Source organism: Variovorax sp. RCC_210 (genome assembly GCF_041355175.1).
Lineage (GTDB): Bacteria > Pseudomonadota > Gammaproteobacteria > Burkholderiales > Burkholderiaceae_C > Variovorax.
The window spans coordinates 194,187-217,824 of the sequence record NZ_JBFUPJ010000015.1; the positions used below are offsets into that span (position 1 = coordinate 194,187).

At 64.5% G+C, this 23,638-nt stretch carries 25 protein-coding genes; 7 read left to right on the forward strand and 18 right to left on the reverse strand.

The window, feature by feature from the left end; all coding sequences use genetic code 11:
• Positions 1-17: 17 nt before the first annotated feature.
• Genes AB6807_RS31695 through AB6807_RS31725 form a run of 7 tightly spaced genes read right to left on the reverse strand, consistent with a single transcriptional unit; the run spans position 18 to position 6,645 of the window.
• Positions 18-1,115: a Rieske 2Fe-2S domain-containing protein gene (locus AB6807_RS31695; RefSeq protein WP_116913801.1), complete on the reverse strand. Its 1,098-nt coding sequence runs from the start codon at positions 1,113-1,115 to the stop codon at positions 18-20.
• Between the two features lie 28 nt (positions 1,116-1,143).
• On the reverse strand, positions 1,144-2,100 hold the full coding sequence (locus tag AB6807_RS31700; protein ID WP_371087711.1) for a 2Fe-2S iron-sulfur cluster-binding protein: 957 nt from the start codon (positions 2,098-2,100) through the stop codon (positions 1,144-1,146).
• A gap of 25 nt (positions 2,101-2,125) precedes the next feature.
• Positions 2,126-2,839, reverse strand: a complete 714-nt coding sequence (locus tag AB6807_RS31705; RefSeq protein WP_371087683.1) for an ABC transporter ATP-binding protein — start codon at positions 2,837-2,839, stop codon at positions 2,126-2,128.
• Between the two features lies 1 nt (position 2,840).
• Entirely contained in the window at positions 2,841-3,581 is a 741-nt protein-coding gene (locus AB6807_RS31710) for an ABC transporter ATP-binding protein (RefSeq protein ID WP_371087684.1), read from the reverse strand.
• A complete protein-coding gene (locus AB6807_RS31715) occupies positions 3,578-4,570 on the reverse strand; it encodes a branched-chain amino acid ABC transporter permease (protein ID WP_371087685.1) in 993 nt (330 codons plus the stop codon). The genes AB6807_RS31710 and AB6807_RS31715 overlap by 4 nt, the downstream gene beginning before the upstream one ends.
• 5 nt (positions 4,571-4,575) lie before the next feature.
• Positions 4,576-5,433 carry a branched-chain amino acid ABC transporter permease gene (locus AB6807_RS31720; protein ID WP_371087686.1) on the reverse strand — a complete coding sequence of 286 codons (858 nt, stop codon included), beginning with the start codon at positions 5,431-5,433 and terminating at the stop codon, positions 4,576-4,578.
• Between the two features lie 33 nt (positions 5,434-5,466).
• The gene (locus AB6807_RS31725) at positions 5,467-6,645 is read right to left on the reverse strand and encodes an ABC transporter substrate-binding protein (protein WP_371087687.1); all 1,179 of its coding nucleotides are present in this window, start codon (positions 6,643-6,645) and stop codon (positions 5,467-5,469) included.
• A gap of 182 nt (positions 6,646-6,827) precedes the next feature.
• Here AB6807_RS31725 and AB6807_RS31730 point away from each other — a divergent pair, with 182 nt between their 5' ends.
• The 7 genes from AB6807_RS31730 (at position 6,828) to AB6807_RS31760 (ending at position 13,264) form a co-directional block, all read left to right on the forward strand.
• Positions 6,828-7,634, forward strand: a complete 807-nt coding sequence (locus AB6807_RS31730; RefSeq protein ID WP_371087688.1) for a LuxR C-terminal-related transcriptional regulator — start codon at positions 6,828-6,830, stop codon at positions 7,632-7,634.
• Between the two features lie 92 nt (positions 7,635-7,726).
• Entirely contained in the window at positions 7,727-8,764 is a 1,038-nt protein-coding gene (locus tag AB6807_RS31735; protein ID WP_371087712.1) for a Rieske 2Fe-2S domain-containing protein, read from the forward strand.
• Between the two features lie 30 nt (positions 8,765-8,794).
• The gene (locus AB6807_RS31740) at positions 8,795-9,775 is read left to right on the forward strand and encodes a Bug family tripartite tricarboxylate transporter substrate binding protein (protein WP_371087689.1); all 981 of its coding nucleotides are present in this window, start codon (positions 8,795-8,797) and stop codon (positions 9,773-9,775) included.
• 172 nt (positions 9,776-9,947) lie between these two features.
• Positions 9,948-10,328: an FCD domain-containing protein gene (locus AB6807_RS31745; protein ID WP_371087690.1), complete on the forward strand. Its 381-nt coding sequence runs from the start codon at positions 9,948-9,950 to the stop codon at positions 10,326-10,328.
• 523 nt (positions 10,329-10,851) lie between these two features.
• A complete protein-coding gene (locus tag AB6807_RS31750; RefSeq protein WP_371087691.1) occupies positions 10,852-11,244 on the forward strand; it encodes a transposase in 393 nt (130 codons plus the stop codon).
• 337 nt (positions 11,245-11,581) lie between these two features.
• A complete protein-coding gene (locus AB6807_RS31755) occupies positions 11,582-11,950 on the forward strand; it encodes an XRE family transcriptional regulator (RefSeq protein WP_371087692.1) in 369 nt (122 codons plus the stop codon).
• A complete protein-coding gene (locus AB6807_RS31760) occupies positions 11,951-13,264 on the forward strand; it encodes a type II toxin-antitoxin system HipA family toxin (protein WP_371087693.1) in 1,314 nt (437 codons plus the stop codon).
• Positions 13,265-13,749: 485 nt separating this feature from the next.
• On the opposite strand, the gene AB6807_RS31765 is transcribed toward AB6807_RS31760, so the two are convergent.
• From AB6807_RS31765 to AB6807_RS31815, 11 genes are all read right to left on the reverse strand, one after another.
• Entirely contained in the window at positions 13,750-14,076 is a 327-nt protein-coding gene (locus AB6807_RS31765; protein ID WP_371087694.1) for a hypothetical protein, read from the reverse strand.
• Between the two features lie 64 nt (positions 14,077-14,140).
• Positions 14,141-14,605: a hypothetical protein gene (locus AB6807_RS31770; protein ID WP_371087695.1), complete on the reverse strand. Its 465-nt coding sequence runs from the start codon at positions 14,603-14,605 to the stop codon at positions 14,141-14,143.
• A 498-nt stretch (positions 14,606-15,103) separates the two neighbouring features.
• Entirely contained in the window at positions 15,104-15,382 is a 279-nt protein-coding gene (locus AB6807_RS31775; protein WP_371087696.1) for a diguanylate cyclase domain-containing protein, read from the reverse strand.
• Positions 15,301-15,597, reverse strand: a complete 297-nt coding sequence (locus tag AB6807_RS31780; RefSeq protein WP_371087697.1) for a diguanylate cyclase — start codon at positions 15,595-15,597, stop codon at positions 15,301-15,303. Before AB6807_RS31780 ends, AB6807_RS31775 begins: the two co-directional genes overlap by 82 nt.
• A gap of 119 nt (positions 15,598-15,716) precedes the next feature.
• Complete coding sequence (locus tag AB6807_RS31785; protein ID WP_371087698.1) at positions 15,717-15,992, reverse strand: GAF domain-containing protein; 276 nt, start codon at positions 15,990-15,992, stop codon at positions 15,717-15,719.
• A 687-nt stretch (positions 15,993-16,679) separates the two neighbouring features.
• Entirely contained in the window at positions 16,680-18,875 is a 2,196-nt protein-coding gene (locus AB6807_RS31790) for a putative bifunctional diguanylate cyclase/phosphodiesterase (protein ID WP_371087699.1), read from the reverse strand.
• A 586-nt stretch (positions 18,876-19,461) separates the two neighbouring features.
• A complete protein-coding gene (locus tag AB6807_RS31795; RefSeq protein WP_371087700.1) occupies positions 19,462-21,273 on the reverse strand; it encodes a tannase/feruloyl esterase family alpha/beta hydrolase in 1,812 nt (603 codons plus the stop codon).
• Positions 21,274-21,789: 516 nt separating this feature from the next.
• On the reverse strand, positions 21,790-22,290 hold the full coding sequence (locus AB6807_RS31800; RefSeq protein WP_371087701.1) for a hypothetical protein: 501 nt from the start codon (positions 22,288-22,290) through the stop codon (positions 21,790-21,792).
• Between the two features lie 93 nt (positions 22,291-22,383).
• Entirely contained in the window at positions 22,384-22,737 is a 354-nt protein-coding gene (locus AB6807_RS31805) for a hypothetical protein (protein WP_116914489.1), read from the reverse strand.
• 109 nt (positions 22,738-22,846) lie between these two features.
• The gene (locus AB6807_RS31810) at positions 22,847-23,131 is read right to left on the reverse strand and encodes a hypothetical protein (RefSeq protein ID WP_116914490.1); all 285 of its coding nucleotides are present in this window, start codon (positions 23,129-23,131) and stop codon (positions 22,847-22,849) included.
• The gene (locus tag AB6807_RS31815; RefSeq protein ID WP_116914491.1) at positions 23,121-23,345 is read right to left on the reverse strand and encodes a hypothetical protein; all 225 of its coding nucleotides are present in this window, start codon (positions 23,343-23,345) and stop codon (positions 23,121-23,123) included. The genes AB6807_RS31810 and AB6807_RS31815 overlap by 11 nt, the downstream gene beginning before the upstream one ends.
• Between the last annotated feature and the right edge of the window lie 293 nt (positions 23,346-23,638).

The following is a 23,638-nucleotide window of genomic DNA, read 5'->3' on the forward strand; positions in this document are numbered from 1 at the left end:
CTGGGGCTGGCCGTGTTCTAGGATTCGATGGACTCTGCGACTGCCTGTTTCTTGAGCAGTTCGGCAACGATGCGCCTGGCGCGATTGGCTCCGGCATCGACGTGAATGTCGATCCAGTTCGCCTTGTCGCCGAACGCTCGGATGTTCCGGTACTGCGCCTCGATGACGGTGCGGTCTTCATCGAAGGTGAACGCCGTTTGCTGGACCACGGCGTCGATGTTCTCGGGCATGTCGGGATGCTTGGTGCTGGCCATGCTCCAGAAGTAGTGGCAGGTCTCGTCGGTCTCGGGCGTGATGCCGTGAAAGCCGCGCATGTGGAAGCCGCCGCGGTCGGGGTCATCGATGGCATCCGTGCCGGGCTCGACGGCGCCGGTCCAGATCCGCAGGTGCGTCACGTCGAATTCGATCTCCTGCCAGCGTTCGCACTTGTCGCCGAAGGGCCAGGCCGCGCGGTAGGTAGGCGGCGGCGCAGAGTCGGGCATCAGGCGCACGACCTTGACCTGCTCACCTTCGGAGCTTACCTTCATCGGCGCGTTCATGTGCAGCTTGGCGTCGCCCCCGATGGTCTGCAGATGAACGTAGCCCAGGTGGCTCAGATCGAGCAGGTTGTCGTGGATCAGCTGCCAGGGCGATTGGTAGTGGTAATTGCCGCTGCCGAACCTGTAGCGAGGGTCGTCGTGGAACGGGTAGTCCGGTGCCGTTCGCGTGGGCAGGGCAGCTTCGTCGCGGGGCATCCAGATCCAGATGATCTTGTTCTTCTCGACCACGTGATAGGCCTTCACTCTGGCCTTGGACGGAACGCGCTCTTGGCCAGGTATCTCGATGCACTGCCCGCTCGGTGCGTAGAGCAGGCCGTGGTAGCCGCACCGTACGCCGGCGCTTTCGACGGTTCCGCACGACAGCGGCAGCGAGCGATGGCAGCACCGGTCTTCCAATGCCGCGACTTGTCCTTCGCCGGTGCGAAACAGCACGACCTTCTGGTTGAGAAAGGTTCGTGCAATGGGCTTGTCGGTGAGTTCGGAAGAGAAGCCCGCCACGTACCACTGGTCGAGCGGAAAGCGGCGGGTGTCGGTGTTGTCGGCGGCGTTCTTGATGGGAATGTAGGTCGTGGTCATCGGGGTTCTCCTTGAAGGGGCGGGCGGATCAAAGGTCGAGCACCAGCAGCGGCGACAGTGCCCGCGAGCAGCAGGGCGTGAACTGGTCGTTGGCAGCGCGCTCGGCGTCGGTGAGAAAGCTGTCGCGGTGGTCGGGCGTGCCTTTCAGGACGCGGGTCAGGCACGTCCCGCACACGCCGGCTTCGCAGGACGTCGGCACTTCCACGCCATGCGCTACCAGCACCTCGATGACTGTCTTGCCGGCGGGCACCTGGCAGCTCAGGCCCGTGCTCGCCACGAGAATCTCGAAGCTGCCGTCCGTCGCCAGGGCCGTGGCCACGCCGGTGAAATACTCGCGGTGCAATTGGGTGTCCGGCCAGCCGAGGGCCCTGGCGGTTTCGAGGACGTGGTCCATGAAGCCATTCGGCCCGCACACGTACAGGTGCGTGTCGCCAGCGGGCTGCGACAGCACGCGCCGGGCGTCGAACTTCTGACCCGGCACGTCGTCGGCATGGAGGACGACGCGGCGCGCGAAAGCAGCGGACGCGAGCTCCTCGAGAAACGCCATGCGGCTTGCGCTGCGGCCGCAGTAGTGCATCTCGAAATCCCGGTCTTGCGCATGCAATGCGCGCGCCATGGCCAGGATGGGCGTCACGCCGATCCCGCCGGCCAGCAGCAGGCTGCGAGGCGCATCGACCAGGGGAAAGTGATTGCGGGGCTTGCTCACGCGCAGGACGTCACCGGCCTGAACGCTGTCGTGCATGCCGGCCGATCCGCCACGGGAGGCGGGCTCCCGCAGCACCGCGATCCGGTAGCGGCCGCGTTCGGCGGGATCGTTGCTCAGCGAGTACTGGCGAATCAAGCCGGGCGCCACATGCACATCGATGTGCGCCCCCGCCGAGAAGGCGGGCAAGACCTGGTCGTCCTGCGGCACGAGTTCGAAGCTGTACACGCCGTAGGCTTCTTCGACACGCCGGGCGACGCGCAGCATCAGTTCATTCGTCATGGTGTTCATCGCGTGGTTTGCGTTTTCAGTGCACGGCCATGCCGACCCAGCGCTCCAGCGTCTGGGAGTCGTCGAGCAGCGTCGAGGCGCTGCCGCTGTGGACGACAGCGCCGTGGTCCAGGATGAGCGCGCGTTCGGCGTAGCCGAGTGCCTCGTCGACCTGTTGCTCGACGATCACGACAGCGATACCGGTCTGCTCGCTCAGGTTGTGGAAGGCCTGCAACAGCTCCAGCCGGATCAGCGGCGCGAGGCCTTCGAGCGGTTCGTCCAGCAGCAGCAGCGAGGGCTGGCCCAGCAGTGCACGGGCGACCGAAAGCATCTGTTGTTCGCCGCCCGAGAGCTGGGCACCGCCATTGCGGCGGCGCTCGGCAAGCCGGGGAAACAGCGTGTAGGCCTCGTCCAGCGCGCTGCGCGAGCGCCGCTTGAGCCCGGCCAGCAGGTTCTCCTCGACGGTCAGCGACGGGAAAATATCGCGGGTCTGCGGCACGTAGCCCAGGCCGAGGGCTGCGCGCTGATGCGGTGCGAGTGTGGAGATGTCCTGGCCCCTGAACCTCACGCGGCCACTGCGCAGTGGCACCAGTCCCATGATGGCCCGCAGCGCGGTGGTCTTGCCGACCCCATTGCGCCCGACCATGGCCAGGCGCTCCCGGGTCGCCATCTCGAATGAAAGGCCATTGAGCACGGTCGTGGGGCCATAGCCGGCCACCACGTCCTCGAGTTTGAGCATCGGTTCGGGCATTTCAGTTTCCCAGGTAGGCGGCGCGCACCTTGGGGTCGCGGCGGATGTCGTCGGGAGAACCGTCGGCCAGCACGGCCCCTTCGGCCAGCACCACGATCCGGTTGGCAAAGCGGAATACGAGGTCCATGTCGTGCTCGATGATCAGCACGGCCAGGTCGCCCGGCAGCGAATCCAGTGCGGCTAGCAGACGCTCGCCGTCGCCTTTGGGCACGCCGGCCATGGGCTCGTCGAGCAGCACGACCTGCGGTCGCAGCGCCAGCGCCAGTGCCATTTCGATCAGGCGCTGCTCGCCGTATGCGAGGTCTTGCGTTGCCGTGGCCGCATGGGCGCGCAGGCCGAAGCGGGTCAGGATGCCTTGCGCCTCCGCCTGCAGGGCAGGGTAGGCATCGATGCTGCGCCACATGCGGCCGGTCATTCCTTCGCGTTCGAAAAGCGCGAGTTCGATCTGCCGCTGAACGGCGAAGTGCGGCGCCAGCGTCGTGATCTGGAAGGTGCGGGCGAGGCCGGCGCGCACGCGCCTGGCTTGGCTCAGCTGCGTGACGTTCTGTCCGCGCAGCCAGATCTCGCCGCTGTCGGAGGCCAGCACGCCGCTGAGCTGGTTGACGAGCGTGGTCTTGCCTGCGCCGTTGGGGCCGATCAGCGCCAGCCGGTCGCCGGCCTGCAGCGCGAACGACACACCGCGCGTCACGTGAAGCCCGCTGAAGCGCTTGTCCAGCGATTTGAGTTCGAGCAAGGCGCTCATCGCACACCTCCGCTGCGGCGAAGCAACCAGGCCCACGCCTTGGCCGGCGACACCAGGACCACCAGCATGAGCAAGGCCCCCACCACGAACAGCCAGTGGTAAGGGTTGATCGAGGCCGCCGTGTGATGCAGCACCGTGAACACCGTGGCGCCGATCAGCGCGCCGGTGAGTCGCCCGGCACCACCCAGGATGAGCATGACCAGCGCTTCCGCGGACAGCGCGAACGACAGGCTGTCCATCCCGACCACGGCATTGGTCTGCGCCGACAGGGCCCCAGCGGCGCCGGCCATCGCGCCGGCCACGGTGTACAGCACCCACAGCCGCGCGAACACCGGTGTGCCCAGTGCCGCCATGCGGGCGCGGTTCTCGTGGATACCGCGCACGGCCAGGCCGAAAGGCGAGTCGACGATCCGCCGCGCAACGTAGAAAAGCACCGCCAGCACAGCCAGTGCATAGAGTGCCGCGACGCGGCCCTCGAGATCGAACTCGAAGCGCCCCAGCAGCGGCCCCATTACGAAGCCCGACAGGCCGTCGTCGCCCCCGGTCCAGTGCCGGGCCTTCTGCGCCAGGCTCAGCAGGATCTGCGAGATCGCGACGGTCAGCATCAGGAAGGTAAAGCCCTGAAAGCGCAGCAGGAATGCCCCCGACAGCACGGCCAGGCCTGCGCCGGCGGCAATGCCGACCGCCAGGCCGACCAGCGGGTCTGGATGGACCTGCAGCGCGAAGAGGCCCGCTGCGTAGGCGCCCATGCCGAACAGGGCGGCGTGGCCCAGTGTGGCCAGGCCCGCGACACCCACGACCAGATCCAGCGACAGCACGAAGAGCGCAGTGATGAAGATCCGCGTCATCAGGCCCAGCTGGTCCGGCAGCAAGGTGCAGGCGGCGATGCCGACCAGCAGGACGCCGAGGGGCGCACGCCAGGCTGGCACGCAGCGCGGTGCCGCGGCCTGGCCAGGTGCTGCGGCGAGTACCGGAGTGAGGGTTGTCATGGTGTTCATCGTTTCAGCAGACCGTTGGGACGCCAGGTCAGAAGGAGGGCCATCGCGACAAAGAAGAACAGGCTTCCCCATTCGGACGCGAGGTACTTGCTGGCCGTCTCGATGACGCCCAGCAGGACGGCCGCCAGCAGCGACCCGGTGATGGAGCCCATGCCGCCCACGGAGACGACCACCAGGACCAGCACGAGGTACTTGAGCGCGTAGTAGGGCTCCAGGGGCATCAACTCGGCGCCGAGGATGCCGCCCAGGCCGGCCAGCGCGGCACCGGCGGCGAAGCTCGCGCATTGCACCGTGCGGATCGGGATGCCCAGCGACGACGCGGTGCCGCTGTGGTCGACCGCCGCGCGCAGCCAGATGCCGAAGCGGGTGCACGACACCGTCCACGCGGCCAGCGCCGCCACGGCACAACCGGCACCGATCACCAGCAGGCGTTGCGCGGGCAGGGTGCGAAAGCCCAGGTCGACCGAGCCCGCAAGAAGCGGCGGCAGTGGAATCATCTGCACCTGCGGACCGACCAGGGCATTGGTCGTGGCAATCAGCACGAAGCTCAGGCCGATCGTGAACAGCACCTGCTCGAGTTCCTTTCGACGGTACAGGTGGCGCAGCACCAGAGCCTCGAGCAAGCCGCCCAGCAGCGCCGTTGCCAGGACGGCGGCCGGCACCGCCAGCCAGAAGCTCCATTGCGCCTCGCGTGTGAGCAGGGCCGCGCAGTAGCCCCCGACCATGGCGAAGGCGCCGTGACTCAGGTTCACGAAGCGCATCAGGCCCAGCGTGACCGACAGGCCGACCGCAATGACGAACAGCACCATGCCGTAGGCCAGCCCGTCGATGAGGATGTTGAGTAAGGTGTTCACGGGAATGTCAGAAGAGACGCGTCGCGCGCGAACTCACTTCTCCAGCCCGAAATCGGCCTGCGCACCGAAGCTCTGCAGTTCCTTGTTGACCAACGAGTCGCCTGCCTTCTCGACCTTGCGCAGGTAGACGTTCTGCGTGATGTGCCGCGTCTTGGGGTCGATGCTCACCGGCCCGCGCGGGCTTTCCCAGGCGAGCGCGCGCGCTGCAGCCATGGCCTTGGCGCCGTCCTTCCTGCCGCCGGTGGCCTCGATCATCTTGTGGATTACGTACATGCCATCCCAGGCGCCGACCGATGCGTAATTGGCGACCGCATTCGGGTCCTGCTTCTTGAGCGCAGCGACGAACTTCCTGTTTTCTGACGAGTCGTGTGCGCCCGAATAGTGGAAGACCGTCGTCAGGCCCAGCGCGGCATCGCCGAACTTCTGCAGGTCGTACTCGTCGGTCTCGGCCGAGCCGAGAAACTGCACGCCGGCCTTGGCCAGACCGTTCTCGTTGTAGGCCTTCACGAAGCCGAGGTTCGGCGGGCCACCCGGCAAAAAGGTGTAGACGGCCTGCGCGCCACTGGCCTTGATGCGCTGGACAAAGGGGCCGAAGTCCGTGGTGGCGATCGGCATGCGGATGCTCTCGACCACGGTGCCGCCTTGCTTGGTGAACTCACTCTTGAAGGCCGTCTCGGCATCGATGCCGGGACCGTAGTCGGTCACGGCCGTCACGACCTTCTTCATGTTCTGCTTGGCCGCCCACTGTGCCGCGGGAACCGTGACCTGCCACAGCGTGTAGCTCGTGCGAACGAAGTACTCGGACTTTTCGGTGATGGCCGAAGTTGCGGCGTTGAAGATGACCGTCGGCGTGCGCGACTGCTGGATCAGCGGTGCCACGGCCATGGCGTTGGGCGTGAACACGAAGCCACCGAGGTAGTCCACCTTGTCCTTGACCAGCAGCTCCTGAACCAGGGTCTTGGTCAGGGCAGGGTTGGGGCCGCCCGTGTCGCGGTAGATGAACTCGACGTTCTGTCCGGCCAGCGTGCCGCCCTGGCTTGCGACATAGGCTTGCGCCGCTGCCTTGAACAGCGAGCCGTAGTGGGCGAACGGTCCCGAGAAGGGGCCAATGATGCCGACCTTCACGGTTTGCGCCATGGCCTGGGGGGCGGCGAGCGACAGCGCAGCCGAAGCGAAGAGCGCGCACGCAAGGGCGCGACGGTGGAATTTCATCGTGTGTCTCCAGTAGTGATTCGTGCCCGAAATGCCGCCGCGTTGGACTGTTTCGGCCGGCCTATTTTGGTTGCAATGCCAACTAGTTGCAATATCAACCATATGGTGTTTACCCGGAGCAAAACTTCGCTGAGGGCATTCACCCTGTTGATTCGCCAGCGGCTTGCCTATATTCCGGCGTCATGGCTTCAACCTGGCTGCTCGACAATCCGCCGGCAGGGCACATGCTCGATGCCGCTGCGGTCGCGCGTCTGCTGGACGCCGGCGACGGACGCGCGCCGGCGCTCGAGATGCTCGACTTCGTGAATCACGTGGTGCCGGTCGAATACATCTCGCTTGTCGAATACGTGGACGGCGTGCCGTCCCAGGTGGAAGGGCATTCGACGGGGCGCCACCAGAACATCACGGCAGAGTGCTTCTCGCTCTACAAGAGCCGATTCCGGCAGGCCGACGAGCTCACGCGCCTGGCGATGCGCAGGGTGGGAGAAGCTTCGGTGCACGCGCCCGTGACCGCGCTGCTGTACGACGTGGCGGACATTCCCGACGCGGGGTGGCGTGACCAGATCTTCGTGGGGCGGCAACTCACCGGCCGTTTGAGCTTCCTGTATGTCCCGCTGCCGCGAACGCTGTTCGCGATCAATCTCTATCGCGACCAGCACGACGGCAGGTTCGAAGAAGCCGATGTGCAACGGCTGCTGGGGCTGGCGCCGATTCTCAAGAGAGCGCACCGCAACGCGCTCTTCGCGCATCTGGCATCCCCCGACGCAAGCCTGCGCGGGCTCGAGATCGAACGCGCGCTCCAGCGCACGGCGCCGCTGCTCTCGCCTCGGGAGCGCGCGGTGTGTGCGCGGATCGCTTGCGGCATCGGCACCGACGGCATTGCGGCCGACCTGTGCATCGCGGCGTCGACCGTCGCGACGCTGCGCAAGCGCGCCTACGCCAAGCTGGCGATCCACGGGCGGCAGCAGCTTCTGCGCTTCATTCACTAGCCGCCAGACCGCGCGGTGCGTTTGTCCCCTTCTGCGGGGACAGACGGCATGACCTGCATTTCCTACAGTGCCTGGACTTTGTGGAGACAGGCATGTGGATACGAAATTGCTGGTACGTCATTGCGTGGGAACACGAAGTTCCCGCCGAGGGCATGTTCACGCGGCGCGTGCTCAACGAGCCGATCCTCGTCTATCGAACCAGCGAGGGCGGGCTGGTCGCGATGCAGGACCGTTGTTGCCACCGACAGGCGCCGCTGTCGCGCGGACGCCGTGATGGCGACTGCGTGCGTTGCGGCTACCACGGCCTCAAGTTCGACGCCGCCGGTGTCTGCGTAGAAGCGCCTGGCCTGGAGCGCATCCCCGTCAAGGCGCGTGTGCGGACCTATCCCGTGATTTCGCACAACAAGTGGATCTTCGTCTGGATGGGCGACCCGGCCTTGGCCGACCGGGCCTTGCTGCCCGACAACTTCTCCTGCGACCATCCCGACTGGTCGTACAAGCCCGGCTACGTGCACTACGACACGCCCTATCTGCTGGTCTGCGACAACCTGCTCGATTTCTCGCACCTGAGCTATGTGCACGAAAGCACGCTGGGCGGCTCGACGGCGATCGCGCAGGCCATTCCCACGATCGAGCAGATACCCCGCGGCATCCGCGTCACGCGCCACGTTCCGGATGTGCCGCCGTCGCCATTCTGGCAATCGTTCCAGACCTTCGATCGCCATGTCGACCGCTACTTCATCTACGACTTCGTGCTGCCCGGCACCTTGTTGATGCGATCGGGCGGGGCGCCCGTAGGCCAGGCGGAAGGCGACCTGCACGGCGGCGTGAAGCTTCACAGCTGCCAGACGCTGACGCCGGAGACCGAGACCACCACGCACTACTTCTTCCAGCAATCGCATCGCAGCAGCATCGACGACCCGGCCGTGACGGACACGATCTACCGCGGGCTGGTGACCGCCTTCGAGGAAGACCGCGAGACGATCACAGCCCAGCATCTCAACATCGACCCGGCGGTCCCGATGCTGCTTCTCGGGATGGACCAGGCGCTGGTCCGTTATCGCCGGCTGGTGCAGCAGGAGTTCGAGCGGGAGCGCAGCGCGCCTTCGCCGGTTCGCGAAGCCGCGTAGCCCTCGTCAACACAAAAAAAGGAGACCCCGATGCGCCGCACCTTCCTGGCATTGAGCCTGACGACCGCCCTCGCCACGTTGCCCCTTGGTGGCTTCGCTCAAGGCACGTTCCCGACCAAGCCCATCCGCATCGTCGTCACCGCGCAGGCCGGTGGCGCGAATGATTTCGTGGCGAGGCTCATCGGCGAGCGCGTGGCCAAGTCCCTGGGCCAGCCGGTCGTGGTCGACAACCGGGCGGGGGCCAACGGCGCCGTCGGCTTGGGGGAGGTCGCCCGTGCCGCGCCCGACGGCTACACGATCGCCGTCACGCTGGGCGATTCGCTGATCAACAATGTCGCGCTGTACAAGAGCCTGCCCTACGACCCGCAGCGCGATTTCGTCTTTCTCACGCAGGTGGTGCGCAGCCCTGCCATCCTCTCAGCCAACCTGCAGTTGGGGGTGAAGAACATGGAAGACTTCCGGAAGCTGGCAGCAAAGCCAGGCCAGCAGCTGAGCTACGGTACGTGGGGACCCGGCGGCCTGGGCCACCTGGCAGGAGAGGCGCTCAATCGCAAGCTCGACGCACGCATGGTCCATGTGCCACAGCGCGGGGAAGCACCCGTGATGGCCGACCTGTTGAGCAACACCGTGAGCGTCGGCCTCACCTCGGCCGGTCTCGCCCGCCAGCATGTGCAGGCAGGCAAGGTGGTGCCGCTGGCGATCATGGGGCGCGAGCGCTCTGCCGTTTTGCAGCAGGTGCCGACGATGCGCGAACTCGGTTTCGACGACCCCTTGTTCGAAGCGGCGGTCTGGATCGCGTTTGTCGCGCCAGCAAAAACGCCGCCCGCGGTGGTCGAGCGATTGACCACCGCCCTGCGCGCCGCGGCCGCGATGCCGGACGTTCAGTCAAAGATGATCGAGCGCGGCCTCGAGATGCTCAACACGACGCCCGAGCAGTTCGATCAGAACTACCACCGGGACTTCGAAGTGATCGTCAAGCGGATGCAGGAGTTCGGCATCGAGGTGCAGTAGGTTCTGGGCGAGACGTCGGAAGGGCGCGGTAGTCGAAGAGCGCTCCCGTGCCCGTTCGGGAGGCACTCAAGATGCTGACCTCCGAAGGTCTGCTGGTGAACGAGCGTCACAAGGGCGTGATCGTTGCGCCCTTGTCTCTTTAGAATTTCAGAGAGATCACGATCTGCGACTGATGCTGGAGCCTTACCTCTTGCGTTGCTCGGCGCCAAAGCTGATACCCGAGCAACTTGACGCTGCAGAGGCGCTTCTCGCTGAAGGGCATGCGCACGAAAACGCCGTGACGCACGCGAGAAGACACTGGGAATTCCATCAGCAGCTCTACTGCCGCGCCGAACGGCCGCGCACGCAGGCGCAAGTCGACGTGCTCTATGTGATCATCAGTCGTTACTTGCTACTCGCATGGACCTCGGCAGGCCTGAGCGAAGAGTGGGAACACTCGCACCAGGACATCGTCACGTCGCTGAGAAAAGACGACGTGGAGGGCGCCGCAGCGATGATTCAGAAGCAGATACAGCAGGCCGCTGCACGCGTCGTGAAATTCTTCGGACATTGAAGAGGCGCAGGTCTGAACAGGTGTTTCGGCGAGCCTGTCCCGACTTTTGTGTGCGAGGCATGGCCTGACGGCCAGGACCATGTATGCCGATCAGCAAGACGAATAAACCGTAGGTCGCGGCCAAGTCCTCGGCGTTGCCCAAGATTCCCAAGGAGCCGCTTGGCCATCCCTATTCGGCGGACAAAGGTGGCGGGCATGCTCAGGGGTGTTGATCCGGTTGGGCATCCTGGGTGGATTGGGTGTTTGGCGACTTCCAGCCTCTCAAACCCAATCCGGATGAGCACCGGCCACAACCTGTTGGCGCTTCACCGCTAGTCCATGGAGACGTTCGCCTTCGCGACCACGTCCTTCCAGCGCAGCATGCCGTCGCGGATGACCCGCGTGACCTCTTCGGGGCCGCTCGGCTTCACCGCATAACCGAGCTTCGCGAGAGACCACTGCTGGAGTCGTCCCTGATCTACGGAGAAGAGAGCACGGTCCAGGCACTGGAGGAGCCCGGCGCAAAGCCCAGACGAAGAGGTTTATGTGGGCGCCAACGGGAAGTGGCGCGGGTCCATCGGTGCGACTGTTCGCCTATGCACCAGCGCGCGGCGCCGCGTGCGCCGAGAAACTGTATGCCGGCATTCGTCACGGCACCACGTTCATCACCGACGGCTATGAGGTCTACAACGGCATCGCGAAGGCCGGTGGTCTCATGCACCTGGGGCGTTGGGATCATGTACATCGACCGTTCATCGTATGTGTGGAGTCGACCCCGAAGGCCGCTCGCTCGCCGGGTCAAGTCGTGAACACGCTTCGTGCAGCTGATTGGCAAGCTTTACGGTGCAGAGTCCTTCGCCAAGGAGCGGGTCCTCGCGGCTTTTTCCGTCAGTCACTGGGCATCCTCGCTTCACTGGTCGCGCCGTCTGTGCGCTGAGCTTGCGACCATGGCATTCTGGTTTTTGATGCACGGGATGTGGGATGCGTCGGGCCGGCGTGCTGACCGGGGTGAATCAGAAAGCGGCTGATGATGGGGATTTCGACGCGCTGACAGGGCGCGCGTGTCGGCGAAGCACGAGATGCACCACAGCGTTGACCAATCTCTTGGCCGTTAGGACGCCCGCTCCGGGCGGATTCTTTGGCCGGCCTATGCGGGGGTGTTGGGTTTCGGCAGGTTGTTCAGCCCGCATCCGCCTTCAGGACCCGGCGGCCGCCGGAAATCCTCGTACAAATAGAATTGAACCTAATGGTCTTTTTCGCTATACTTTATTTGTATGCCGAAGACTGCTCGCGCCATTCGTCAATTGCCACCCTCAACGATCGCCACCCTGGAAAAGCTCGGTGCTGATCTTGCGGTGGCTCGTCTGCGGCGCAAGGAATCGCTCAAGACCTGGGCGAAACGGCTCGGCATCACCGTGCCGACATTGTTGCGGCTTGAGGCCGGCGATCCAGGCGTCAGCATCGGAATCGTCGCCACTGCTCTGTGGCTGATCAGACGCGACGGGGAGTTAGCTCACCTTGCGGCGCCAGAGCATGATCAAGGCGCCATCGAACTCGATGTGCGCCAAGCCATGGAGCTAGGTCGCGCACGTGCGCGCGCCAGTGCCGAAGTGCGCATCACAGCAGGCCAAGAGAGAACGTAAATGCGGCTGGATGACTTGTACCTTTGGCACCTGGGCGAGTTGGCCGGGCCGCGGTACGTTGGCGCTCTGAAACTGGTCGCGGCAGGCAAGGGCGTTTCCTTGCACTACGGCCAAGAGTGGCTTGCAAGCGGATTTCCGCTGAGCGAAGACCTGCCCCTCATCGATACGGAGTTCCTTCCTCCAGGTCGAATGGAGGCGCACGCGCAGCGCGCGGTGGGGGCGGTCGACGATGCCCGGCCAGACCGCTGGGGCGAAAAAGTCATTCGCTTTGTCGTGAAGCCCGCCCGTCTGTCCTTGATGGAATTTCTTTACTACGCTGGCGACGATCGATTTGGCGCGCTGGGAGTCTCGACATCCAAGGACTCCTACGTCCCCCATGGCGCTGGCCCGCTGCCGCGATTGGAAGACGCGCAATACCTCAGCGAGGTGGCTGCCAAGATCGAGGCGTCGGACCCTATTACGGCCTTGGAAGCCAAGATCATCGCCAGGGGCGGGAGTCCGCTGGGCGGTGCGAAGCCCAAGGCGCTGATTGACATTGGCGGGGACCAGTGGGTCATCAAGTTCTTCAACAATGAACCTGTTGACGCGCCGCTCATCGAGCACGCGACCATGACGCTGGCCGCCAAGGCCGGCATCACCGTGGCGGAAACCAGGGTCGTCGACCTAATCGGCATGCACGCCGTTGCAATCCGCCGATTCGACCGCGACGAGGAACGAAGAATCCACAGCATCTCGGCCGCAACTGCGATCAGGGCGGCCACTCAGCCTGGCGCAGAGCCAGAGATGGGCTATCCCGCGCTTGCGCAGATCCTGCGCCGCGTGGGCATCACGCAGGACGACATCAATGAGCGAGACGCGCAGGAGCTCTTTAGACGCATGGTCTTCAACATTCTGATCGACAACACCGACGACCACGAAAAAAATCATTCGCTTCTGGTGGCGAACCCCTTCGCCAACGGCAGGATGAAGCTTGCGCCAGCCTACGACGTGCTCCCCACAAACTCGGGACATGGCTATCAGGAATTTATTTGTGGCGCTGAGGGCAGGGACTCGACCCTCAAGAATGCCATGTCGCAGTGTGTTGCCTTCGGTCTTTCGAACCGACAAGCCGCAGCCGCGGTGGCGTCAGTGATCGCCGTAGTGAACACTTGGCGGGAGCACTTTGCGCAAGCTGGCGTCACGCCGAGGGACATCGACAGCTTGGCCGAGCGCATCGACGGCGAGCAACTCCTCAAGCAACGAACGGGGTTCGACGCAGCGGACTATGAAGCCGAACCAGCACCCCGGAGGCGACCGAGCCTTTTCCAGCGCTAGAGCGCAGTCACTGGCGATAGCAAGCCAGGCTGCCTGTCTGCCTGACGATGGAGCCTCGGGGTACCAGCCCCATTGCTTTCGCAACGATCGATAGGTGACTTCTGCGACAGCGTGCGGTCGATGTGCATGAGTCGCGGCACCGAAGGTGGCCTGAACGACACGATGGCGCCCTGCAGTACGGCGATGAAGCCCAGCAGGTCACGCCGCCCTTGCCTGCCATGCGCGACAAGCGATGCCTCCACCGCGCCGGCCCCATCACTCGGATCGCCGCTGGGCCGGTGGCGAAACGCCTGCGGTAAAGCCAAAGGGATTGACCAGGCCGCTCATGCATTCACCGCCGCGGCGTGGTTCTTCTGATGGGCGTTGTATGGGCGCTACCAGCGGCATAGGGAAGTGCATCGGAGCATCAAGGTCGAGCCGAATTGCGCGCGATGAAACCAATCTCTTCGGCGCGGGCGCTTTGTGGCGCGTGGTTGCCAGCCTGTTTACGGGCGTCGCGTTCTCCCACCTGAGCGGCGTGCTTCGCCCGTGTGGGGCGAATGGCCCCTGATGGCTGACTTCGGTCCTTGATCCGCCAGAAATGTGAGCCGAAGGAGAGCGCAGTCCGACGCAAGCAGTTCGGCGATCTGCGCAGCCGCCGAGGGGGCGAGGTCGGGGTAACCATTCTGCAGATACTCGGTCACGACATCCGCTTCCCAAGGGCCAAGGGACGCGTTGTAATCGAAGAACTCATCCTGAATATCCCGCCAAGATGGGTAGGTCTTCTTCGACAGGAACATCGCGGTTTCGGTGTAAATGATTTGAAGCAACATGGCAGGTAGGTTGATTCGGTGGCCTGGCGGGAGCGTGTGCTTGCGGCTGCCCTCGGCACCGCGGTCAAACCGAGCGCTGTTTCAGCACAGTTGGCTCAAGAGGGGAACCCAGCCAGAGCTGAATAAGGTAATGATCATTGCCCTCAAGCCCATCTGCCGACAGCGTATTCAGACCAGAACATGACAGCCTGACTCTGTAGGTGCCGGGCTCCAACGCAAAGCGCTCGGCATCAGGAAAATAGTCGGTGCAGCCGGCGAGCACCAGAGAGCCGGTGGTGACGACCAACGCCCCTTCAACGACGTGATCGAAATCTGGGAGATTCTGCGGAGGCTCTGCATCATGGAACTCAAGCGTGACAGGGACTTCCATGTTGCGCGTGGTGCCGATGCCGATCATCCCGGTTGTGACTGCAAACATCCGCTGCGTTGCTGCCTCATCCCAGGCCTCCCCCAAGTTTGCCTCCGCAGCCTCGTCCTGTAGATAGAGCTGGAAATAGTCGGCAAAAAGTTCGCGTTGATAGGATTTCATTGAGCGCCCGCATTGACTGAAATGTGCCCGGAGCGTTAGACGTCCGGCTTGGCTGGATTTTGACTCACACCCACCGCGCGGAATCTCAGGGCTGCGCGAGCCGCTGCTCGAGGTCGCCGTCGCTTTCCCTGGTGAGTCCTCCAGCGATCGGCCAAATGGTGCATCTCATTGGGGATTCTCAAGGAGCAATGCATGGCTCCCGGCCGACGTCCTCTGCAGCCAGTACGTAGTGCTCAGAAACATCAAACTGCATCGAATCCCTCCATTGACAGCGTGGTCCACGAGACCGCTCTGGCCGATGAGGCCATTCCCTTGAGAACCGCAGCCTGTGGTGCTCGGCGGAGGCTGCCGGAGCTTCCACAAGTGCGCGCCAAACATCGCGTCCGGTGTTCGCACGAAATGGATGCAAGGCTTGTGAGGTGCGATGCAATCTCGCCTCAGGTCGGTCGGCCTTGGCGGTCTCGATGTCCCACACCAGAGAGCCAAGAGGCCATGTGCTCAGGGCCGCTTGTGCCTGCTGCAGTTTTTTCCGCGAGCGCGAGCAACGCATTGCGACCACGACCATCCATCGAAGCGGCGCACGCGGTTGCGACCGTCTCGCTTGGCAACGTAGAGTGCGCGGTCCGCGCGCGTGAGCATCACGTCGGGAGAACCATCTTCGTCAGCTGCAGCGGTCGCGACACCGATACTGGCAGTCACTTCGATATCAGGCCAGGACGCCTGCTCGAGCGCGCGACGCAGTGGCTCGGCGCATCGCTGCGCCATTCCCGCATCCATACCGGGCAGCACGATGCAGAATTCCTCACCCCCGAAACGGGCGGCGGCCCGTCGTGGCCGATCTGGTCGCGAATGATGGCCGCGGTCTGCACCAGCACTCGATCGCCGGCAGGATGACCGTGGCTGTCGTTAATGCGCGTGAAATGGTCCAGGTCGATCATCAGCAGACTCAGCGGTGAGCGCTCGCGGGCACGAAGATCCCAGGCTGCATGCAATCGCCGGTCCAGATTGCGTCGGCTCCAGTGTGCTCAGCGGATCGGTCATGCTCTCGAGCTCCAAACCGGCCATGGTCCTGGCGCAGCTCGCGCTGCGCGACGACCTGCCGGGCGAGCGACTACAGCGCCTTGCGTTCGGACGCCGACAAGGCGCGCGGTTCGCGATCGATCACGCAGACGGTCCCGATCGGGAGCCCGTCCACGGTGACCAACGGTGCACCCGCATCGAAACGGATGCCGGGTTCGCCCGTTACGAGAGAGCGGCCGGAAAAACGAGGTTCAAGGTGGGCATCCTGTACCTCGAACACCTCGTCCGGCTGCAAAACGGCGTGCGCACAAAACGCGAGCTCGCGAGGCGTTTCGCTGGTCTCCAGTCCGACGGGCGACTTGCCCATTGGCGGTCCTGGTCGATGAGCGAGATGAGCGCGATGGGGTCTTGCACACGGCCGACGCGACTATCGTGACATCGTCGTATGCCTGCTCCGCCGTGGTGTCGAGCACCAGGCAGTGGTACAGGTTCGCGTGGCGCTGGTCTTCGTTGAAGGGCTGGCGGCACCGACCGTGCCCAACGCGATGGGCTCATTCGGGGCAGTGTCTTCAGAAGCGGGTTCCGTACTCTGGATCAACGTGGATTCCTTCTCGCTGGAGACGCGCATCGTGCGCCGTCACCCGGCACTTACGGCCTTGTGTGCAGTCTGCGACGGGATTAGCCACTGAACGCGAACCGCAGGCTTGCGGCGCAGGGCAGCTTGCCCCGCATCACTGGCTATCTCAGGCTTGAATGCTGTTTCTCAGATTGTCACGCGCTGTCTCATCCCGCATGCAAGGAACCGGCCGCTGCCCCACGGGCACTGTCCTCGCGCGTGGTTTCGCTAACGCGGACGGATGCTCGGCGCGCGGCATCCGTCGGACGCGCCGCGGGTCTCTTCCTGCGCCGAATTGCAAGGCTGTTGGTGCATGCGAAGCGTCTTGCCGCATAGAGGCCTGAGCGCCGGCTTCGCTGCAGTGAGCCCTCCTGCTGCGGCTGAGCCGCTCCCTGGGCGGAGTGCTTGCCGCAAGCCGGGACGAGACCGGGAGCGAACTCAATCGAACAGGGCGTCGACTGGCCACAGGGTGCGATTCTCGGTACAGAGCTGCGCCCAGTGCTCGAAGTCGCCGGCTGCCATCGGACGGGCGATCAAGTAGCCCTGTGCCCCGTCGCAACCGCAGCTCGCAGCCAGGTCCAACTGCGCCTGGGTCTCCACGCCCTCGGCAACCACTACCAGTTCCAACGCGTGCGCCAGCTGAACAATGGACTGGAAGATGATGGCGTCGCCGGCGCTTTCCGTGGCATTGGCGATGAAGCTTCGATCGAGCTTCACGGACGTCAGCGGCAACCGAGGGAGTTGGGACAGTGTGGAATAGCCCACGCCGAAGTCGTCCATCGCCACCCGGAAACCCTGGTGGCGGGCCCGCTGGAGGGCAGTCACCGCGTGCGCGTCGGCGAACACGCTTTCAGTCACTTCGATGCAGAAACGCTCTGCGGGCAGTCGCCGACTTGCCAGCAGTGCGACCAGCTCCGAGATCACATCGCCCGCAGCAAACTGTGCGGGCGACACGTTCACGTTGATCACCGGCCACTGCCCCGGCGATGCGTGCTCCCACTCGGCGGCCTGGTCGACAGCCAGTGCGAGCAGCTTGCGCCCCAGTGCAGCAATCAGGCCCTTGCGCTCCGCCAACGGGATGAAACGGTCCGGCGCGATGGCGCCGAGCCGTGGGTGACGCCACCGCGCGAGCGATTCCACCGCCATCACCTTGCCGTCGGTGACGTTGACGACGGGCTGAAACGAAAGCCAGAGCTCGTCGTCGTTGTTCAAGGCCAGGTGAAGGTCCTGCTCGAGTTCGACCTCCTGCTTTCGCATCTCATGCATGTCGCTCGCGAACGCCACGGCCTGGTTGCCGCCACGGGCCTTGGCCGCATACATCGCCTGGTCGGCTGCCTGTGCGAGGTCCGTGCCCTCGGCGTCTTGCGTGTGCGCGGTTCCGACGCTCGCAGCCAGGCGAAAGCTTCGTCCGCGCACCTTGTAGGGCTGGGAGAGCGCGAGCGTGACTGCGTGGCCTAACTGCTTGGCTTGCTCCGTTGTCAGGTCCGCGCAGAAAATGGCGAACTCATCTCCGCCGATGCGACCCACCGGGTGACCGGCCGCAACGGCACGCAGCCGCGCCGCCACCTCGACCAGCACACGATCACCCTCTTCGGGGCCGAACGCTTCGTTGACGGCACGAAAGCCATCCAGATCGATGAGCAACTCGCTGGCGCATCCGCTCGCGGCCGCCGCCCCGGTTCGCCGCAGATGCATCATCTTGTTGCGCGTGAGCAGCCCGGTCAGGCCGTCGCGATTCGCTGCTCGTCGCGTCAGTCGCTCGGCGATGCCTCGCGTGCGGTCCATCCCATGGGCACGCAACGTAATGAAGGTGACGACGCCCCAGGTCAGGGCGATGATGAAAGCGCTCTGATAGACCAGCAGCACCGTGTCGGACGGCGGCCGGACGTCAGGGTTGCCGAACCAGCTCGAAACGAGCCATACGCTCAACGCCAGGATCAGCGTGGTGCTGCCGAGCAGGCGGCGCGCCAGGCGCCCTGGCCCGGACGAGGCTGTGAGCGCCCTCATGAAGGACCGGCGCGAAGTTGCCAGCAAGAGCGCGATGGCCAGCGACGCGGTTCCCGCCAGGGTCCACGGGGCCATCGCCCCCTGGAAGACCGACAGGCCGGCGAGGTAGCCGGTGAGCGCCACGAAAAGCATGGCCAACGAGGAGGCGGCGAGCAGTTGCGAGGCCAGGGAGTAGCGCATCCGCCGCGTGACCTCTGCGAGACCAAGCAGCAGCAGGGTCCAGGCGACATTCAGCGGCATCGAGACGGCCTCGCCGGTCACCCCTCGATTCGTCTCGAGCGCCGCGCCAAACGGCGTCAAGGCACTGAAAATTCGTTCACCGCTCAGGGGCACGAGCAGCCGGACGGCAACGAGGCACAGCGCCGCGGCGACCGCGATTCGGGCCACCGCTCGGGGAAACCCCGTGGTCCTTCCAGGCACGAGCGAGAGTGTGAGGGTCAACAGGCACAGCGCCGTGTAAGGGTGGGTTGCGGGCAACCCGGCGACCGGGCGCCACATGCCGGGCACGTTCAACGCGTAACCGAGCAGCACCCACACGGCGATGCTGCCGCTGAGTGCGGTGCCAGCTACCCGAGCCACGCGCGGAAGGCGCCACCGGGCGCGCAGCCCGGCGCGACGCTCACCCATATGTCACTCGACGTGAGGGAGGCGCCAGACCCGAAGGGTCCGAGGCAGGGAAAGCTGGATCTCCTGGACGTGGAGAGAAATGCATCGGCGCCCGAGTCCGCAATCGCCGGCGAAAGCCGATCCGCATCGAAGATGCCTTTCGCCCCACTGTACAGGAGCGGGCCTTGTCACTCGAAGATTCGTCGTCGGAGTGATACAGCGGCCCTCGAGATGTCTCACCAATCCAGGTATTCGGGGGACCTGCGCCGCCTCCTGCGCGGATCTTTCCGCAGCTGCGAAGCCGATCGTCATGAGGCTTCGCGCCCAAGCGGCGCTGGCCAAGGTTGTTCATGCGTCGCACAGCCCTCACCGTGGTGCAGGCGCGCCTGTCTCCCTCCAACAGGTGCGGTTGCCAGGCCCCAAAGGCATTGCGGGCGAGAGCGCAAGGCCTGTCCCGAGCGCCTCGTCACCCTCGAGCAAAGCGCACGGGAGGACGCGCATCTGGACGGAGGTCCTCAGCCCGGGGGCGGATTTTTTCGGGTTCGGCCCATGTGGGAGCGGGGCGGCGATGTGTCGCGAAGATCGACTGTATCCGCCTCACGCCGAGCTATGGCGCAGCGCAGCGATAACTCTGTGCCCTTGTTGCATCGCCCAAAACATAAGCCGGGTAGTTCGGGTAGCGGCACATCGGGCGCGTTGCAAGGGTGGTGAAAGGGGCGGCGGACGCGTTGCGCACCTGCACGAGCGCGTCGGCCGGTGCGCTGCCGCTCATGACCCAGTGATCGAGCGCGGTGAGCAAATCGTGGTTTGTGGGAATCTCGACGCCCGTTGTGAGGCTCGCCGCGGTGCCGCCGTGATTGGACGCGGTTGACACGTACAGTCGCACGAACTCTTCCACAACGGGCAGCGTCAGCTTGTCGACCACGCTCTGGTAGTACTGAATGCCAGCCAGAGGGCTCTGCGCCCAATCCCCGGCGTTCTCTCGAATGATGAGCTTTCCCCCGCGTGCGCGGAACGCCGCGAGATCGGGGTCGGTCGAGTCCATGAGCGCGGACACCGCCTGAATGCGCGCTTGGAAGTTCGACGCGTTCCACGTGCGGATGTCGAAGCCTGCGTCTTTGGCGATCACGTAGCGGGCATAGCTGCTGCCGTAGATCACACCGCGAGCATCGGCCACAGTCGGCGGCAGATTGGGAACGAGGCCTGTCGTCACCCAGCGTCCCACGCCTTCGCCGCCCAACTGGATCTCGCCGCCGTACAAGCGACCGGGATAGGTAGTGAGCGCGTTGGCGAGCGGGAAAGGCATCACGGTCGGTCCGTACGATGCCTTGAGCACGGCAAGTTGCGCGTCAGAAAGGCAGGTGTCCCCGGTGTCCTTGCCGCCAGGGCAGCGCAAGGTCTGCAGGTCGACACGCGACGGGCAAGCGAGATAGTTGCTCACCACGCCGTCGGCACTGTTGTCGAGCGCGTCGCATGCGTTGTTCACGTGGTTGGCGAGCACGCGTACCTTGCCGGCGTTGATTGCGCCCCCGGAAAACTGCGGCAATTGGTAGTTGATGAAGCTGTTGAAAAGCCCTGTCCAGTGGATGACTGGCACCACGGACACGATGCCATCGAAGTCTTGCGGATAGCGCTGGGCCATGGTGAGACCTTCGCGCCCGCCCTCCGAGCCGCCGTAGAAATACTGTTTGGACGGTGCGCGCCGGTAGTACTGCTGCATCAACCCGTGCGCGACGTCCTTGACCTTCTTGTATGACTGATGCGCAAAGTTCAGGAGCATCTCGTCGTTCAGTGCGAATTTGGCGGGGTCTGTCGCTCCGTACGTTGTGCCGTCGTGACCGGAGTCGGTGCCAAAGGTCGCGAAACCCTGGGTGACCGGCTGCGCTTGGCCGGGCGCCGCGTCGCGAAGCGGGGCAACAGCGTCGATCACTGTGCCGTTGAAGCCGCCTCCGCCCACCATGACCGCCTTGCCGTTCCAGGTGGTCGGCAGGTTGAGTTGAAAGCGAATCGGATCTGCACCCGCCGTGAGGGGCGCGATCGAACCTTGAACCTTGCAGTATTCGGCGAATGCAGGGGCGGAGTGGACTTCGGGCACCAGCACGGCCGACGACACCCTGGCGTCTCCGCTTGCAAGGCCGATCTGGCCCGCCGAGACCATTCGACCGGCCATGCCAGCGCACGCCTGCGCGAGCGTCGCCTTGGTTGGCAGGGCGGCAACAAGGACGCCACTGCCGCCCCCTCCGCACCCGGCAAGCAACATAGCCCACACGGTGACGCTGCATCCCGCAATCCAACGATTTGAAAGTCTGCCAATCTTCATGGCTGTCCCCTGAGATGTTTTCCAGACGGTCACCGGTTCGATCACCTGGATTGACCCGACGCGCCGCTTGAGCAGCAACGTGCTTTTGGCTGCGAGCAATTTATTGCCTGACCTGTTGGGCGGCACCCAGCAATCTATGCAATATCATGCATATCAATGGATGAAGGCGGCTTGGGGCAAACCCGGGAGGCGGGTGCGTGACACACTGCGCTCGGATGGTCACTGGCGGCAAGTGCAAGCCAGGCCTGATCAACCGACGCGCGCAGGTGGGGGGAAGCCGGAGGGCAGGCGTTCTGGTGCATCCGGCGATGCGATCCGGTGATTCGCATGCCGCCAAAGTAGGAAAAGGCGGATTCGGTCGATATGAAGCGCTGCTGTATGAGCGGGCTTGTCGCGTCATCGGGTGAACACGTGAAGCGTGCAAGCCGGCCTACGTTTTTCGGACCATGCGGGCCACTTTCGTTGACCTGAATGAGTTCGCCCGCGCAGGAGCGCCAATTGCGCGGCTGTTGCACCTGGACCGTGCGCTGCTTGCGTGAACGCCTTGAGCCCGCGCCGTCGCAACAATCACTTTGCGGGGTGGTTGCAGCGCTTCGGTCGGACCCGGCCAAGGCGTCACTTTTTCGTCGGAGTGACGTAGTACTCGATCTTCGTACGGTCTCTGTACGGATCGTTATCGAAATACTTTAATTCCTGGGAGATCTTGATCTCGTAACCGTCGCGCATGCCCCAGATCCTGCTCGTGCTGTCGTCTGTCACAGGTGCAAGCGTAGCCCTGTGAAACTCGGCGACCGTCTTGAAATTATCGGTACTGAAGGCCTTGATTGACGCGCTCGTCAGGCGCCCAGCACTGTCCGTGTCCGCGCTTACGTCAGTCATCGCAGTATTCGGCGGGACCGAGATCAGGCGCGCCAGCGCGGGAGGCAGGGCCTTGGCGCCGCCTTTTTCCTGGATGCGGTAATGCAGGCCGCCCCTCTCGTTCGGTTCGCCGTTGGCGGCTGCCGAACTCTCGATGCGGCTCACAAACCACGCAGAAACCAGGAGTATCGGCAAGGCGATTGCGCCGACCAACAGCAGAAAACGAAGGCGATCCTTGGTATGAAAAAACTCGATCATCGGCGTGTTCTCCGTCTTGGTTCCAAACTGTTCAGGCTGAGCGGGCGACTGGATCTGGCCAGGCTGCGCTGGTGATTCAGCAAGCGGCGCCTGTCAGTCGGACGCGCCTTGGCGCTTTCGTCCCTGAAGAAAGCCGACCATCAGCAGCACGACGCCAAAGCCCATCAGGAACAGGGCGAAAGAGTTACCACCGATTTCGCGGTTGTTGGCTGCGCTGATCGCCTTTGCCGCGGCGTTGGCGTCCGTGGCCGTCATCGCGGTCGCGAAGGCAACTTCCTTGCACTGGGCCAGCAGGGCGGTGTCCGCGTTCCGAGCCGTCATCTTCGTCCGGCACTGCGCCGCGAGCGCGGCATCCGCCTCTGGCGGGCCTCCGGTGAAGCCAAGAATGGCGCCAATCAGCAGCGTGATCGCGCCAGTGAGCATGAGCATTCGAGCCATGTTTTTCATTCGTCTCCCTTGTGTTGAAAACCATGATAGTCGGGGCAGCGCGTGTTTCCTGAAGATGGGGCGCGAGAGATGCCTGGAGGACGCGGGCAGCGGCCGGGCTGCATATCTCTCACTTCGCCGTGCCGGGGCGCACCGAAGCAGGCGGTGAACTGCCTGCTTCCGGCTTCGACGGAAGGCAGTGGGGTGCATCCTCAGGTCGGCCGGCACCCGACGCCGCGGCACGCTCGGCACGCAAGCAGGCCATCAGCGTGTCGTCCTTGCGCGACCACAGGCCCTTGTCCTGGCGGCGCGTGGCGCGTGTGGCCCGCAAGGCGACCGCATCGCTGTCGCCGACCTGCAACCAGTTGGACTCGTGCGCGAACTCCTCGGCGCTCTCGCGGCTGTCAAGCGTCACGGCGCCGGTACGCTTGCGCGACCCGATATTCGTAGGCCAGCACCGCTTCGGGCGTCGCGGGAGGCGCGCCCGCGCCGACCGTGCCGTTGCCGCTGTTGTCGGTGCTCGCAGCCACGGCGGGGGGCACCGAGTTGCGGGTCAGGCGGCTCATCACACCGGAGAACAGGGCACTGGCCAGCAGCAGCACGAAGAAGCCGCCGAGCAGCGTGTTCACGGTTTTGCGTCAGATGCCGACGTCCTCGCAGCCAGCGATGAACATCTCTCCAAGGGGGCCGGGATCAGGCGGTTGGAGGGCAGCGCAAGGCGAGTGCTTTTAGGCGATCAACGCGTCGTCCACCACGCCAGCGTCGATGTAGCGGTCCGACTGGTAGCCGATTCCCCGGCGCTGCTGCGGATGTGGTGCGTTGTAGCGGTCGAAAGCCCGCAATCGCGGCAGCCGCGCGCGACGCTGCGCGATGCGTTCGCAAAAGCGTGTGTCGCGCCCTTTTGGTTGGCGTAGTAAAGCCA